Raw genomic sequence first — 15,580 nt, forward strand, 5'->3', positions numbered from 1 at the left:
CTTTGTATGCGATTCTATGAGATTTGATAGCCCGTTGCACGGTTTCGAAATTAGCTCCGACCTATCGCGGTGTAGTCACTAGCGTCTAAAATAGTCACTTGGCTCTTGCATAACTCAGTGAAACACGTCGAGGACGAAGCAGTCAAGAAGGCCGTGTAGCGGTGCTCCAGCGAGGTTTAATGTCCGTACGAACCCGTAGGTTCGGACGGACTGCTCCAAGCCCTGCTTTGAGAGGCCGCGGAACTTCCGTAGCCACGGATTGACGAGTGACCAGAGGCATTCGACCTGGTTGATGTGAACGCCCTCATCAGTGACAAACTCTTCGGAGTGGACAACCGTTTGCTCGTCTTCGTAGACGAGTGGCGCGTACCCGCGCCACCCGTCGTGCCAGACTTCGTCAAGCTTCCCAGAAAGGATCTCGACCTCGTCAAGTGCCGGCTTGAGTTCCTCTGGTTGAGCTCCTCGTTCAGGGCGGATGACGCGGAGCACGTCACGACAGGCACCGATCAACGTCATGGTATCACCGGGGGCACCCTTCCACCGTGATCGTCCCTTCTTTCCAGAGCCGCCGCGGGAGAGCCCGTCCCGCGGCGGCGTCTGTCCCTTGTAGCCCGAGCACTTGTGACCGGTTTCGTCGATCTGTGTTGGGCCGTCGATGGTGTGTTGGATGCGTTCGAAGACGAGGTAGAAGCCGCGCTCGAAAGCGGCTTCTACCTCTCGAATTGTCGTGTGAACGGTATCGTAGACCGCTTCAAAGAGCCGAGCGACCTGGTTGATGCTGAGGAGTGTATCAGCGTAGAGAACGAACGCGATGACGACCTCTCCGGGTGTGAGAGTACGTCCTTCGAAGGGAGTGTTGCGTGTGTAGGTAAAGCCGTAGCGGCAGTTTCGACACCAGAGTCGGGGACTGTCGTCCCCGCTCTGGATGGCGGTTTCACCACATTCCGGACAGGGAGCTTCTTCCCAAGCTTGCTTACAGCGCCGCTCGATCTCCGCATCGAGCGGCTCTGGGCGCAACACTATTGAGGTGAGCTCAACAAGATCCTGTAGCATCCCGCCGAAGGCTGTCCGCTTGCACATAGCAACTAGCGCACGGCGGGATGCTGTAATTCTCAGGGTGCTGTTTCACTCAGTTCGGCAAGAGCCAGTCACTTTAACTAGACTAGAAGTCGGATCGATAGTATGTCCAGTACTAGATCCGACACGAGTGAAAACACAGCAACGCCTCATAAGACTGCTGGTCGTGAGTTCCTCCGCACCCACGGTGAGGTTGCTTCGAAGGAACAACTCCGCGCTGGCACCGAGGTGCCAGCGTGGTATATTGATCAGATCGCTTCTGAAGACTCCTTCTACACCTCGCTGAACCACAACGGCGGATACGTCGCTACCAAACACGTTGTCGGTCACCGCGCTACTCATGACGGGTTCTGGCGACCCGAGGTGGATGACGGCGTCGCCGTCTTCCACCGCAAAGAAGACACCAAATCGACGCTCAAACACCTCGCATTCAGGCGTCCATCCGGACTCACGCCAGCCGAAGCCCACGATCTTCTCGGTCGTCGCTGCTACCGTCCACTTCGTAAGCTCGCTGAAGAACAAGAGGTTCATGCCGTTGATTGGCAAAACACCACTCTCTACCTCCACAGCTGGCCGTCCCGACGGGACGACCAGCTGTCACAACGTCAGACCGACCAACCGACCGACGTCACGCCCGAAGAACCAACCGAAGACGGCTACCTCTACCGTGACGAACTCGTCGCTACGTTCCTCTCGGTCGCTCTCTCACAAATCCAGTCAATTCCTCCCGAACGAGCAGCTGCGCTCGTTCTTCGACAGTTCGAGGGCGACTCGTTCGACGCCCTCGAACGCCGTATTCGTCGGAATCACTCCTTCAGGGAGGCACTGGACTACGTCGAGCCAGAGGATGTCCCCGACGGGACATCCCTCTGGCGGGCCTTCGACGATCTCCAACCGGACGAACTCCGTGACTGCCTCCAGTCGATGTGTGGTGAGTTGCTCGATGATCACGACCACGCCGGAGAGTTCATCATCATCGACGGAACCCACATTGCCGCCTGGGCAAACACACGCGAAGAGATCGAAAACGGCGACGTTGAAGGGGCGAGTTGGGGGAAACACGAAGGATCATTCTACGGGTACAAGGTGTTTCTTGTCGTCGATGCCGCAACCGAGTTGCCGGTCGCCATCACGATGGAGACCGGCAAACGGAACGATACTGCGGCGTTTGAACCACTCATCGAGGAGTTCGATGAGCGGTACGATACCGACGAACTCCAAGCGGCACTGGCTGATGCCGGCTTCGATAGTCAGGCCAACCGTGAGTTCTGCCAAGACCGGCTCAATTGTCCGTTCCTGACGTCGATTAATCCCCGCAGATCGTCGCCGTTAGCGACGATCAAGGAGGAAATCAAAGAGCTCTTCGAGGAACACGGAGAGGAGATCGAGAGTCCCTACGATGCTCTGGAGCGACTCCCACAAGAGCAACTCTCTGAGTACGGCGTTGAGGCCGGTAGCGTCGAGGAGACCTACATTTTCCAGGCGATCAAAGAACGAATGCATCGACACCTGCGAGCAGGTGTCGAGCGGGTCTTCTCGCGGCTGAAATCTTTCACCGGCCTTGATCGCGTGCGGGCACGCAAGGAAGACAATGTTGAGACGCACGTCGTTCTTTCAGCGGTTGCACTCGTCGCAGCGTCTCTCACCGCAAAGCGGCAGGGAAAACCGGGGCTGATACGCTCGCCAGGACGGCTCATTTGATCGGCAACCCACCTGTCCGAAAACCAGGGTTCGCCGCCTGAGAGGCATCGCTCTCAGGCGGCTGTATTTCTTGACTGAGGCCCGATCAATCGGGGCAATCAACTGGCTGTGTAATTGTGATCCATCAAGAATTCGTCCTTCATCGAGCTAATTCAGCCGAGAAAGTGGAGTCTGGCGGGAACCTGCTCCCCTCTGGCGAACTAAGATTGAACGTGCAACAGGGTAATTTACTATGAACCCCATGATTGAGAGAGCGTATTCGTAAACGGACATTCAGTCATCAAATACTGTCCTTCAGCTCGGCAGGTAGTTGATCCTGGGCCGGTTGCAAAGCGATGATCTGATCGCCGTGTCGAAGCAGCGTATCTAGGGAATTCCTACCATTTCTGCAGTCAACGCATACACAAGGGGATCGATAGCGATGACTCGAGATATGCGTCGAAACGTGACAACCATATTTCCGTACATTCGTCGCGTCCAATGAAACGGAGAACGCTCGTGGCTGGACTCGGAACGGGGGCGTTCGGGAGCGTGTCCCTTGTCGGATCTGGTGCGTTCTCGAGGATTACTACCCGCCAAGAGACGAATATCAAAATCGCCGATGATTCGGACGCCCTCCTCGGGTTGGGGGAATGTCCAGAATTGGATGCGGAGGCGTTCGAAGGTGAGATTGACGTCGAGTTCGACGATAACCTCAAAATCGAGGGCGAACCGCCGGCAGATAACGTCACCTGGTTCGATAACGTGTTCGAGATCTGTAACCAGGGCAAAGAGGACGTAGGCGTCTGGATCGAAGCGGAAGACGATCTCGGACTCTCAGACGATGACGATGAGGACAGGGACCGACTCTGGTTCTACGAAGAAGACGAAAGGGAACAGAGTCGTGTCGATAGCATCGACGATGCGTTTCGCCTCGAAGTCGGTGTCTGTAAGTGCATAGGAATCCGTGTCAACGCAGAAGACCGGGAAGAGACGCAGCAATTCAAAGGTGAGATAGTCATCAATGCTGATGTTTCTGTAGATGCAGAAGAAGAATAACCTCCTTTGTTGAATACTCAGCTTTGCACGTTGAAGTAGGTGCATGACGTAGGCGGTGGCAAGGACGGATGATGCCGATTACGGAGTTCTTGTCGTGTACGCGTGTGTTCGACGAGTTCGAGTCGCTGTCTCCAGCCCAGCGCCATCACGCGAAAACCTACGCCACCGGTCTTGTTGCGGCCAGCAACAAGACCGTGGCAGGCATCGCACGCGAAGTCCTTCCAGCCAAGGGCAAACGCGCCCTCAACAAGTTCTTCACCGAGTACGACTGGGACGAACAGCAATTCAACCACGAACGCCTCGAAGAACTCCAAAAACACGGTGAAACGCGCTGGTCACAGGGTGGTTACATCATCCTCGACGACACGATCACCGAGAAAGCCGGGGACGAAGTCCCCGGCGTCGGCCACTTCTACGATCACGCTGAAGGTGACACTGTCTGGGGCCAAGACCTCATCTACGCCTTCTACGCCGACGATAAAACCGCCTACCCACTCACTTTCCGCCTCTACGAAAAACAGGACGAAGATGACCAAGACCACGACACCAAGTACGATCTCGCCCGCGAGATCGTCACCGAACTCGAAGAAGAGGTAGGTGTGCCTGCGGACACCTACCTCTTCGACTCGTGGTTCGCTCACGATTCTGGTCTCGTTGAACACATCGAATCCTACGGCAAGGACTGGATCGGCCCGCTCCGGAGCAATCGACAGGTGACCTACGGCGGAGAAGAGCTAAGCGTCGATGCGCTGGCAGAGCGCATCGACACCGTCGAGCGCAACATCGAGGACGATACCTACCACATCTGGACGAAGAAGCTTCCCGTCTCCCAGCTGGGAGACGTGAAGCTGGTTATCGCCGAGAAAGAGACCGATGAAGACGAAGAGAATCCGGTCAAGTACCTCGCTACGAACAAAATCGACGCACCGACCGAGCACGTGATCCGCTCTTACGGGATGCGCTGGCGCATCGAGACGTTCTTCGAGGACTCGAAGCAGGATCTCGGCTTTGGAGACTGCGAGATGCAGACCGACGAAGGTGCCAGTCGGCACTGGCACCTTCTGATGGCTGCCTACAGTCTCGTTCGTCTTGATCCTGAGTCGAGCGCCTTGGGGACTGTTCGCTCGAAGGCGTCATCGCTTCGAGCGAACCTCGAACACTCCCTGAAGGAAGCCGTCTACAACCTTCTCTCGTGGGTTCGAGACAACGATGATCGCGGTATCGATGACTTGATGACCGAGATCGACCACCTCTTCGTTCACTCAACCGCTGACGCTAACGTGCAAAGCTGAGTTGAATAGCTGCTGAATGAGGGTTAGAGTGGCTCACAGAGCTTTTCTATGTTGATGATGGCGAACATGAGGACGATTTCACGGAACTGTCGATACCAGCCCAGCGCTCGCACGGCATCGCCGAGCGAGCGCTTCGTCGTCGAGTACGAAGTTTCCGCCATCCAGCGCTGAGCGTAGCCTTTTGTCCGGATGAGCGCATTATCCCCTGTCGTGAGTGATCTCGATCCACGCTGTAAGATCAGTGGTTCGACACCGAGTGCGTAGAACTCGTATTTGGTGTGCCAGTTGTGGAAGGCTTTGTCAGCCGCCACGGAAAGCAGGTCGTCCGCGTTTCGGCGGACGACCTGCGGCCCTGTCTTCGTATCATGCTTCCACCGGGCCGAAATATGGACGTCAAGAACTGCGAGAGACTCTACATCGGTTAATGTGGTCACTTTCAGTGTCTGGACGTTATTCCCGGATCTCTGACGGTAGTACGATGAAGCAGCGCGTCGATCAAAGAACGTACTGTCGAGAGCGACGTGCCCAGATTGCGGGTGTTGCTGCGCTGAAACGCGCAGCAACGCCCGCCACACCCACATTTTCAGCCGATCGAACGACTTGTAAATCGTGCTGTAATCCGGCAGCTCGTCCTGATCGAGGTCAAGTACGTCACGAACCTCAGACATGTACTTCAGCCGGTTCGGCGTTTCACGGTAGCTATGGCCCTCTTCGAGCCGAAAACAGTGCAAAACGACGTGTACCCAGCGGGCGAACCCGCCGCTGGCGGGCTCGCCCGCGTGCTTCCCCAACGCTTGTTTAGCTAGGTCTCGACACTGCTCAACGAAGTCGAGGATGTCGATTTCCATATCAACCTCGATTTCCTCGACTTCACCCTTCTAACCCGTGATATCAGCTGATTAGATCGCTCTTCAACAGAGCACTATGCTCTCAATTCTAACGTCCGATGGCGATTCGCCACAGCCGATTATTTAGAAAGAATATACTCGACTGCGCTTTCGGCGGCGACTTTTCCAAAGACGGCAGCATTCGTCAGCCCAGTTCCTCCCGGATAGTTATTATAGAATAGACCTCCAGTCACATTGCCGGCCCCATAAAGTCCGGGGATGATAGAGTCAGTTGTATCTAGAACCTCTGCATCAGACGTGATCGCAATTCCACCGAAAGCAAAGGTCATTCCTCCGGTAACCGGATACCCCGTATACGGTGGTTCGTCGAGTGGAAGTGCCCAGTTAGATTTAGGGAGAGCAAGTCCATCGGTGGAATTCCCGTCCAGAACCTCGGGCTCATATTGCTCCGCGGCGTCTGGATCGCATGCATCGTTATATTCCTCGACTGTCTCGACTGCTTGCTCAACATTTTCAATGTCGAGTCGATGAATAAGACTCTCGATCGAGTCAGCGGTAATCGCTCTTGATGGACCCATATGAGCTACATCATCGACAACTTTTGAGTCAACTATAATGAAGGCCTCATGGTAGGGCTGCTCAAATATTCGCTGACCGAACTTTGCATACGTATGTGCTCGTGAATCTTCACCTTCGTCCACAAACCGCTCTCCATCGTGGTTTAGGATGAGCCCATATTGATATCCGTCGATGCGAGTGATGCCGCCCTCAACATCAGGCGAGCCAGCGTCGATCAGTGCCATGTGTGCATCCCCCCACTCGCCATCGGACTTAGCGCCAGCATCTATGGCTGCATCAATAACCTCCCCTGTATTGTACCGGCTTCCGCGAACCTTCATATTACCGTATCCAGGGCCGTAGTAGCGGGTTCGCTTCTCTTTACTTGAACCATAGTCCCCAGCGGCAAGGATCGTTGCTCCAGCCTCAAACTCTGTGCGCTGTCCGTCAAGGAAGACTGTAACACTGTCAACTCTGCCGTTGTCGTCGCGATTGACTCCCCTAGCCTCCGCGTTGTAGTAGATGTCGACACCCTTGTCCTCAAGCACGTCGACAAGCTCGTCGATCATCTCTTCTCCATCCAGCCAAACCCGGCCCGCTGTGTATCCTGGATGGGGGGCTTGGTACTCCCACTCCATTCCCTGGGCGGTAAGCCACTCAAACGTTTCAGCGGCTTCTTGAGTTACGACTTCCGCGAGATCCTCATCTGCGCGGTAGTGAGTGACCTTCATTATGTCCGAATAGAAATCAGAGGCTGAATAATCCTCAACGTTAAACTCAACGTCTTGCTCTAGTTCGATGTCTTCGGTCGGAATACGGAATGATTCAGTGAATTGTGTATGACCACCACGGTGTTTCTTCGGAGCCTTCTCGAGTATTGCAACGGAGAGATCTCGTTCTGCTGCACGAAGCCCGGCGGTAATTCCAGCGATTCCACAGCCCACGACGACGATGTCGTACGATTCAGTAGCTGTCATTTGCGATTACTGACTCCAGTAAATAAACGGAGTGATCCGAACATAATAAATTTACCCCAGTCGGATATTATCTCCTAAGACACTGTCTAGTACCGTCCCAACCGTCGAGTGACTAGTTCTGGGCCTCCTCAATAGTTGGATAGAGTCGGTGTAGTTTCGTTCGAGCGTCCTCGTTCGTGAATTGCCAATTGATCGTGGCATCCAACTCATTGCGCTCAGCCTCCCACGCAGCGACCTCCGATAGTGGTCAAGGGAAGTTATGAAGGTGGCATCTGATATGAGAGTATGCCTAGAGATCGCCGTAAAGAGATCGTCCATCACCTCAGTGAGGACGATCTCGACCGACTTCTTGCGGAGTCTACTGATGACTCAGCTTTGAACGTTAGCGTCGGCTGTTGAGTGAACGAAGAGGTGATCGATCTCTTCCATGAGGTCATCGACGCCACGATCATCGTTGTCTCGAACCCACGAGAGCAGGTTGTAAACGGCTTCTTTCAGGGAATGTTCGAGGTTCGCTCGAAGCGATGACGCTTTCGAGCGAACCGTCCCCAAGGCGCTCGAATCGGGATCAAGACGAACGAGACTGTAGGCAGCCATCAGAAGGTGCCAGTGCCGACTGGCACCTTCGTCAGTCTGCATCTCGCAGTCTCCTAGGCCGAGATCCTGCTTCGAGTCCTCGAAGAACGTCTCGATGCGCCATCGCATTCCGTAGGAGCGGATCACGTGTTCGGTCGGTGCGTCGATCTTGTTCGTGGCGAGGTATTTGACCGGGTTCTCTTCGTCTTCGTCAGTTTCTTTCTCGGCGATGACCAGCTTCACGTCTCCCAGTTGGGAGACGGGAAGCTTCTTCGTCCAGATGTGGTAGGTCTCGTCCTCAACATCACGCTCGACGGTGTCGATGCGCTCTGCCAGCGCATCGACGCTGATCTCTTCGCCGGCGTAGGTTACCTGTCGGTTGCTCCGGAGCGGGCCGATCCAGTCGTTGCCGTAGGATTCGATGTGTTCGACGAGGGCAGAATCGTGAGCGAACCACGAGTCGAAGAGGTAGGTGTCCGCCGGGACACCTACCTTGTCTTCGAGTTCGGTGACGATCTCACGGGCGAGATCGTACTTGGTGGCGTGGTTTTGGTCATCTTCGTCCTGTTTTTCGTAGAGGCGGAAAGTAAGTGGGTAGGCAGTTTTGTCGTCAGCGTAGAAGGCGTAGATGAGGTCTTGGCCCCAGACAGTGTCACCTTCGGCGTGATCATAGAAGTGTCCGACGCCGGGGACTTCGTCCCCGGCTTTCTCGGTGATCGTGTCGTCGAGGATGATGTACCCATCCTTCGACCAACGTGTTTCGCCGTGTTTTTGGAGTTCTTCGAGGCGTTCGTGGTTAAATTGCTGTTCGTCCCAGTCGTACTCGGTGAGGAACTTGTTGAGAGCGCGTTTGTCTCCAGCTGGAAGGACTTCGCGTGCGATGCCTGCCACGGTCTTGTTGCTGGCCGCAACAAGACCTGTGGCGTAGGTTTTCGCGTGCTGACGTTGTGCGGGTGACAGCGACTCGAACTCGTCGAATACACGCGTGCACGACAAGAAGTCCGTAATCGGCATCATCCGTGTTCGCTACCGCCTATGTCACGATCCTACTTCAACGTTCAAAGCTGAGTGATGAGAAACTCACTGAGCGGCTGATCTTCATCAAACGAGTCTACAAGGGAGCAACGCTGGAGGACGCTGCCGATGACGTCGGTAAGTCCTCCGCGACAGGAACGCGTTGGGCTCGACGATGGAACAAGGGCGGCCTCGGACTGCTGATGCCGAACTTCGGGGGCGGCAGGCCCCCGAAGCTCGGCGAGGACCAACAAGAACGCCTCTTGGAACTACTTCGTGACGGGCAGCCGTGGAAGAAACAGGAAATTCAGCATCTCATCAACGAGGAATTCGACGTAGAATTTCATCCGGTATACCTGAGTACGTTCCTCGAAGATCTCGGTCTCTCCTACGCGATTCCACGGACAAAGCGTCCATCACGTCCAGAGAACGCCGAAGAGATTCTCGACGAACGCGTCGGCGACGCGTTCGACGAGGGGGCTGATGAGCCGCACAACCAACGCGAAGGAGATGACGAAGAAGGGTGGGTCGTTGACGAGGAAATCTGTACGGACGGCGGAACTGTCCTTGGATTTCTCGATACGTCGCATCCCCAACCATGGGACAACTCACAGCGGCTCTACACGGTGGATGATCCACATATCACCCGACCGCTGGTGAAGCTAGACGAACCAGCGGTCGGGTTCTACGCACTCTCTGGTGAGAGTGTCATTCAGTTTCCGGCCAATCAAGAGAAAGAACGGATCTGTGGCTGTCTCGAAGGAATCCGCGAGCAGAATCCGGGCCAACGGATTCTGCTCGTCTTGGACAACTTTTCGTCGCATGTGTGTGAGTACACGCGTAGGCGAGCCCATCAACTGGGCATTGATCTCGTGTTTCTCCCAGTTGGCTCGCCTGACCTCAACCCAATCGAGCAGGTCTGGAAAAGCCTCAAATGGGAAGCATCGCCGTTGATCGTGGAGAGCGCGGCAGAATACCGCGCTCTCCTCACTAAGCTCTTTGAGGAACTTACGACTCGGCTGAGTTTTGCAGCCTCATGGATTGACGAGTTTCTTGGTGGATACCTTCAGAAGTTACGCTAGGTACTATTGCCGCCGACAGCGACAGTCCCTCTTCGATCAGCGTACTTCACCCTACTCGTGATGACTCGTCAGGACGAAACTGGGAGACTCAGATCGAATTAGCTGGTAACGCTTTGTGAGGTACTGATCCTGGATTTTGGCTGGTGGAAGGCCTGATTTGTATTTGAGCTCCGCCACAAGACGCTTAATCTCTTTGGGACCACGCTCCGTGCCCAGTTGCTCGCGAAACTGCTCCTCGCCGGCACCGACTAACTTTCCACCATATTTCATCATATCTGACTATACGCGCCCTGAATCTATGAGTTAGACTTCACTCCCTATACGCACATTCACAGCAAGTAAACGCTCTAATTAACAGCTTCACGACGTAGTGATAACTCGACCTCAGGGAGCGAAAGGAATGTCATGCAACCCTTGCTATGGCTCTCACACCATATGCAAAATCGAATAAGTGTCGATAACGAAATCTTTATAAATGATAAATCATACTGTTGGGATGAAGGATGACAGAGAAAGACAACCTCACAGTAGTGAGTAGGAAACGGCGACAATTCTTGAAGACTTCAGCAGCAGGTGCAGCGGTCGGCTTGGCTGGATGTCTCGGCGGTGGTGGGGAAGGTGAGTATCCTAATCAACCATTGCGGTTCATTATCCCCTTCAGTCAAGGCGGTGGAACGGACACAATAATGCGCCAGCTTGCCCCTGCCTTGTCCGATGTAATTGGACAAGACATTGAGATCGACAACATTCCTGGAGGTGGGTCTATGAGGGGAACTGAAGAACTAGTGCGAGCAGATCCTGATGGTTATACTTTTGGTGGCTTTAATCCACCGGGAACAGTCTCAACGGCAGTTGTAGACGATCCTGGATTCGATATCACTTCGCTCCAGGGAATCGCGATGTACACTTATTCGGCACAAGTAATTCATGCTCATGCCGACCATGATGTTGAAGATTTAGATGATCTTTTTAGTAGGTATGAAAGTGGCGAATTTGAACTCTTTGCAGGAGATAGTTTAGGAGGTAGTACCCACATCACAGCTGAAATACTCAACGACTTTGGCCTTGAATACGATGAATTCATACCATATGACGGAGGTGGCCCTACGGCTGAAGCAATAGCTAGTGGAGAAGTACCAGCCGGTATCGCTACAGCAGACGCTGCTCGAGGGTTTATTGATTCCGGTGATATTGATCCCATAGCAACGGGGCCATCCGAACCTGACCCGCCTTCACCTATCCTCCCTGATGTTCCATCTTCCTATGAGTACGACCAGATTGAGGACTCGTTAACATGGGCGTCACGTCTATCTCGATGTATGTTTTTCCCAGAAGGGGTTGAGCAAGATAAAATTGAATTTTTAACAGAAGCAGTAGAAGAGGCCCTACAAGATCCAGATTACCAAGAATGGGCAGAAGAGAGCGGTACTGCCATTGAATATGGTGGACCAGACGTAGCGGATGATGCGCTTCAGGGACCTGTTGAAGAAATGCCTGAACGGTTAGATATGGACGACTTCAGAGAACGTGTTGTTGGTGATTAATAAATATTGAATAAATCAAATAGAGGACCAATTAACAGCAGAATTGTGGTTTAAGCAGAATGGAAAGTTAACAGCAGAATTGTGGTTTAAGCAGAATGGAAAGTTTAAATTTCCGTGTGGACGGGCGTACAGTTTTCACGAATAGTTCATACTGGTCAACAACCAATATCCAGGTAATCAGCAATGACTGAGCATAGGGAAAATCACCAAAAAGACCTATCAGAGAAGGCGCTACTAACCTTAATGGGGGCCATTGGAGGATATATGTTCATTAAATCCTTTTCTTTATCTCCAGGGTCTGTGGCCACATTTCCCAAATATACAGGAGCAGCTGTTTTACTCGGGTCCACTTTTTTGTTCCTTCAGGAATATATGCCCAGTGGCTTCCGAAATAAATTACCAAGTGGAATCGAATTACTTGATTCTCCTAAGGACATTAGTGATGGAGAGCTAGACGATGAAATAGAAAATCAAGAACCTGCGTTGGATGAGCAAGAAAATGGTTCTTCCACTCGCTATGGGGTGGATGATAAAATTGTTGTGTCGGCAACTATCATAACCTATCCAACTCTTAGTTATATGTTTGGCTTTTTATGGATAACTCCCATAATGATAGGAATCTACTTATACTGGTTCAAGCAGCCTTGGAAAATAATAATTCCACTCACTATTGCTGGATTCATAATACCCTATCTATTCATGGAATTAGTCTACGTTCGATTTGATATTGGAATGGTTCATGAGTGGGTGATGGGCTAATGGTTGTAGAGCCACTAAGCAATGCATTAGGCATTGTGTTAAGTTGGCCAACACCGTTCTGGCTAGTCCTTGGACTAATAATTGGAACTATATTAGGAGCAGCTCCTGGTATTGGGCCTACCTTAGGAATGGCAATTGTTCTTCCACTCACATTACCCCTCAACAGCGCAGATGCAATAATATTCCTCACAACGATCTATGGTGGGGGTATGTACGGCGGGGCAATAGCCGCAATATTGCTTAACGTTCCAGGAACAGCATCCGCAGCGGCATCTACATTTGATGGGTACCCAATGGCAAAGCAAGGATCGGCAATAACTGCTCTGGCACTTTCGGCTACGGCCTCATCTCTAGGGGGAATACTTGTGTTTGTATTATTAATACTGCTGTCCCCTCTATTAATAGAGGTTGTACTAATAATTGGTACTGTGGAATACTTTTTAATTGCTTTATTAGGTTTAGCAATGATTACTGTTGTAAGCCGGGGTTCAATGGTAAAAGGGTTGACTGCAGGCTTTTTTGGATTAGCACTTACGACTATTGGAATGGCACCGGCAGCGCCTACTCACCGTTTCACGTTTGGAGTACCAGGTCTCTATGATGGTCTCGACTTCGTCGCTGCATTGATTGGTATCTTTGCTATCGGTGAAATGATTGCATTAGCAGGACAGTCTGGTGGTATTGCGAGTGGTACCTCCAAACTAAAAGGCAGTCGAACCAAAGGAATACGGGAAGTAATCTCAAGACCAATACTATTAGTAAAATCTGCTAGTATTGGTGGATTTATCGGATCTGTTCCGGGTGCAGGAGCGTCTGTCTCGAACTTCATATCATATACAGAAGCAATGCGCTCTTCCGAAAATGCCGATTCTTTCGGATCCGGTAATCCAGAAGGTCTAGTCGCATCTGAAGCTGCCAATAATGGTACAGTTGGAGGCTCATTGATCCCGACGATGTCATTCGGGATCCCAGGAAGTGCATCTACAGCCGTGTTATTGGGTGGACTAATAATGCACGGGTTGCAACCAGGTCCTGATCTCTTCGCGGATAATCTTCAAATTACCTATGCAGTATACATAGCGCTAATTATCGCCGGATTGCTTATACTAGTAGGAGGGATAGTTTTTATTGTATATCTAGGGTACATAACGAAAATAGACACCGCAATAATTATACCATTAGTAATAGGGCTAGCTATGATGGGTGGCTTCACCCTCAATTATAACTGGATAGATGTGTTTGCGATCGGTATTTTAGGCTTCATCGGTTACTTTATGAAGGTCCATAATTATTCGATAATAGCATTCATTTTAGGAATTGTCCTAGGCCCTATTGCCGAAGAAAACTTAGCACGAGCACTAAGGATTTCTGACGGGTCCCCCATGATATTTGTCTCAGAACCGTTACCGCTATTTTTGGTTGTTATTATCTTCCTCATTGTTGGAGGACCTTATATTAGAATTGCACTAAACAAAGTCGATAACTATCTTAGATGATATTTATAATCTCCTGATTATCATGGGAGTAGTTGGATAGCAGTTCCATGTCGAGACGATTTCGTAGCAGTCTCATAGATCGTTCACTACTGCTGAATTACTGTGTCGCTGGGGAGTCGCGGATCAACGGAATCGACAGATTCCGTGATCCGCACCGACGACAGTTCGCTACTCCGCCAGCAGCTCGTAGTCAAGAAGCTTGAGAACCAGCTGCTGCGACGCCAGATTACTGCACAACAACAGAAGATCGAACAGCTTGAGGCTCGCCTCAAGCAGTACGAAAATCCAAACACACCACCCAGTAGACAGGGTGGTGCGGCTAATTCACCAGGCGATGACGACCAAACCGAGGACGAAGACCAAGAACCTGATGAAGACGACGCTGGCGGCGACTCTGACGCCGCCAGCGACTCATCGCCTGGACGCAGCGAAGGTCACGAGGGAACAACTCGAACAGCACCTGAACCAGAAGAGACGATCCTCGTTGATCAGGGATTCTGTCCAGACTGTGAGCAAATCCTCTCTAGCCCTGATAGCTACGTTTCACGGACTATTATTGACGTACCGCTTCCTGTTCCAACCACTGTTACCGAGTACAAGCTCGGCAAACACCACTGTTCTTGTGGTAACGAGGTTGTTGCTGAGCATCCTGACTGTCCCGAAAAGGGGCGGTTTGGGCCAAATATCATGGCCCAAACCGCTCTCGGTCGGTTCCATCAACGACTGCCGAACCGGAAACAGGCCGAGCTGTTTGACTGGGACTTCGACCTTCCGATCTCTCACCGGACGATCTACAACTTGACTAAGCGGGTCGCAGCCGGTCTGCGACCCGCTTACGAGGATGTCAAAGAGAAGATTCGGGAGAGTGAGGTCGTCTACTGCGATGAAACAGGCTTTCCGGTCGATGGAGAACAACACTGGGCGTGGACGTTCGTCACTGATGACGAAGTGCTGTTTTGGGTTGATGAAAGCCGAGGAAGTGGAGTCTTAGAAGACGTCCTCGGCGAGGAATTCGCCGAGGACTCGACGCTCAGTTGTGACGGCTGGTCGGCGTATTCGAGTTATCACACGAAACTGCAGCGGTGCTGGGCGCACCTGTTGCGGGAGGCTGAGTACGTCGCTGAACGGTACGAGGAAGCAGAGCGGCTGTCTGAAGAGTTGCACGCACTCCACGACGATCTAACGACGTTCGTCGAAGGAGATCCGTCCGCTTCCGCCCGCGAGCAGAAGCGGGCGGAAGCATCCTTACACTTGGAGGGCCTGGTGAGGGAAGGTTACGAGGCCCAAGAGGTTCAGCAGCTGATCAAGAAGATCAGCAATGGCTTGGGTCACTGGCTGACGTTCGTGACCGAACGGGGTGTTGATTCAACGAATAATCGCGCAGAGCGGGCTCTGCGCGAGCAAGTAGTCCTTCGGAAGATGTTTCGGACCCTGCGTTCGGCAGAAGGGGTCCAGATTCACGAGACAATAACAACGATGTTGGCGACGTGGAAACGACGAGGACTTGATCCACCTGAACAGCTCCAGTCAATTCTGGGTGGGAGAGAACTTCGGTAAGGACGAGAGGCATCACTGTGCGGTGTATCTTTGTCTTGCTATCCAACTACCCGGCAGCTAA

11 protein-coding genes and 1 pseudogene are annotated in these 15,580 nt (G+C 52.5%); 8 read left to right on the top strand and 4 right to left on the bottom strand.

Translation table 11 applies throughout. The annotated features are described in order from the left end of the window. Nucleotides 1-114 precede the first annotated feature (114 nt). Entirely contained in the window at nt 115-1,080 is a 966-nt protein-coding gene (locus ACYQ0R_RS02805; RefSeq protein WP_459820822.1) for an IS1595 family transposase, read from the bottom strand. Between the two features lie 102 nt (nt 1,081-1,182). Between ACYQ0R_RS02805 and ACYQ0R_RS02810 the strand changes: the two genes are divergently transcribed. The 3 genes from ACYQ0R_RS02810 (at nt 1,183) to ACYQ0R_RS02820 (ending at nt 5,108) form a co-directional block, all read left to right on the top strand. After that, on the top strand, nt 1,183-2,778 hold the full coding sequence (locus ACYQ0R_RS02810) for a transposase (RefSeq protein ID WP_459820823.1): 1,596 nt from the start codon (nt 1,183-1,185) through the stop codon (nt 2,776-2,778). 498 nt (nt 2,779-3,276) lie between these two features. Beyond that, nucleotides 3,277-3,816: a hypothetical protein gene (locus ACYQ0R_RS02815; protein ID WP_459820824.1), complete on the top strand. Its 540-nt coding sequence runs from the start codon at nt 3,277-3,279 to the stop codon at nt 3,814-3,816. A gap of 68 nt (nt 3,817-3,884) precedes the next feature. Then, complete coding sequence (locus ACYQ0R_RS02820) at nt 3,885-5,108, top strand: IS701-like element ISHala1 family transposase (protein WP_459820825.1); 1,224 nt, start codon at nt 3,885-3,887, stop codon at nt 5,106-5,108. Between the two features lie 23 nt (nt 5,109-5,131). On the opposite strand, the gene ACYQ0R_RS02825 is transcribed toward ACYQ0R_RS02820, so the two are convergent. The 3 genes from ACYQ0R_RS02825 to ACYQ0R_RS02835 form a co-directional block, all read right to left on the bottom strand. Then, a complete protein-coding gene (locus ACYQ0R_RS02825; protein WP_459820826.1) occupies nt 5,132-5,956 on the bottom strand; it encodes an IS5 family transposase in 825 nt (274 codons plus the stop codon). A gap of 119 nt (nt 5,957-6,075) precedes the next feature. Continuing rightward, a complete protein-coding gene (gene tcuA / locus ACYQ0R_RS02830) occupies nt 6,076-7,491 on the bottom strand; it encodes an FAD-dependent tricarballylate dehydrogenase TcuA (protein WP_459820827.1) in 1,416 nt (471 codons plus the stop codon). 369 nt (nt 7,492-7,860) lie between these two features. Continuing rightward, nucleotides 7,861-9,084: an IS701 family transposase gene (locus ACYQ0R_RS02835; RefSeq protein WP_459820828.1), complete on the bottom strand. Its 1,224-nt coding sequence runs from the start codon at nt 9,082-9,084 to the stop codon at nt 7,861-7,863. Nucleotides 9,085-9,134: 50 nt separating this feature from the next. Here ACYQ0R_RS02835 and ACYQ0R_RS02840 point away from each other — a divergent pair. The 5 genes and pseudogenes from ACYQ0R_RS02840 to tnpC form a co-directional block, all read left to right on the top strand. Beyond that, nucleotides 9,135-10,163, top strand: a pseudogene (locus ACYQ0R_RS02840) (IS630 family transposase); the annotation flags it as partial. 503 nt (nt 10,164-10,666) lie between these two features. Further along, nucleotides 10,667-11,707: a Bug family tripartite tricarboxylate transporter substrate binding protein gene (locus ACYQ0R_RS02845; RefSeq protein WP_459820829.1), complete on the top strand. Its 1,041-nt coding sequence runs from the start codon at nt 10,667-10,669 to the stop codon at nt 11,705-11,707. A 183-nt stretch (nt 11,708-11,890) separates the two neighbouring features. Further along, on the top strand, nt 11,891-12,466 hold the full coding sequence (locus tag ACYQ0R_RS02850; protein ID WP_459820830.1) for a tripartite tricarboxylate transporter TctB family protein: 576 nt from the start codon (nt 11,891-11,893) through the stop codon (nt 12,464-12,466). Further along, nucleotides 12,466-13,962, top strand: coding sequence for a tripartite tricarboxylate transporter permease (locus ACYQ0R_RS02855; protein WP_459820831.1), 1,497 nt, complete (start codon nt 12,466-12,468; stop codon nt 13,960-13,962). The genes ACYQ0R_RS02850 and ACYQ0R_RS02855 overlap by 1 nt, the downstream gene beginning before the upstream one ends. Nucleotides 13,963-14,064: 102 nt before the next feature. After that, entirely contained in the window at nt 14,065-15,519 is a 1,455-nt protein-coding gene (tnpC, locus tag ACYQ0R_RS02860; RefSeq protein ID WP_459820832.1) for an IS66 family transposase, read from the top strand. The last annotated feature ends 61 nt before the right edge of the window (nt 15,520-15,580 follow it).

It is taken from the genome of Halorubrum luteum (assembly GCF_054652935.1).

Bases quoted from the DNA above. Each gene is read 5' to 3' on its own strand.
- ACYQ0R_RS02825 (WP_459820826.1), bottom strand. From the start codon at position 5,956: ATGGAAATCGACATCCTCGACTTCGTTGAGCAGTGTCGAGACCTAGCT.
- ACYQ0R_RS02850 (WP_459820830.1), top strand. From the start codon at position 11,891: ATGACTGAGCATAGGGAAAATCACCAAAAAGACCTATCAGAGAAGGCG.
- ACYQ0R_RS02805 (WP_459820822.1), bottom strand. From the start codon at position 1,080: ATGTGCAAGCGGACAGCCTTCGGCGGGATGCTACAGGATCTTGTTGAG.
- ACYQ0R_RS02855 (WP_459820831.1), top strand. From the start codon at position 12,466: ATGGTTGTAGAGCCACTAAGCAATGCATTAGGCATTGTGTTAAGTTGG.
- tcuA (WP_459820827.1), bottom strand. From the start codon at position 7,491: ATGACAGCTACTGAATCGTACGACATCGTCGTCGTGGGCTGTGGAATC.
- ACYQ0R_RS02820 (WP_459820825.1), top strand. From the start codon at position 3,885: ATGATGCCGATTACGGAGTTCTTGTCGTGTACGCGTGTGTTCGACGAG.
- ACYQ0R_RS02845 (WP_459820829.1), top strand. From the start codon at position 10,667: ATGACAGAGAAAGACAACCTCACAGTAGTGAGTAGGAAACGGCGACAA.
- ACYQ0R_RS02835 (WP_459820828.1), bottom strand. From the start codon at position 9,084: ATGATGCCGATTACGGACTTCTTGTCGTGCACGCGTGTATTCGACGAG.
- ACYQ0R_RS02810 (WP_459820823.1), top strand. From the start codon at position 1,183: ATGTCCAGTACTAGATCCGACACGAGTGAAAACACAGCAACGCCTCAT.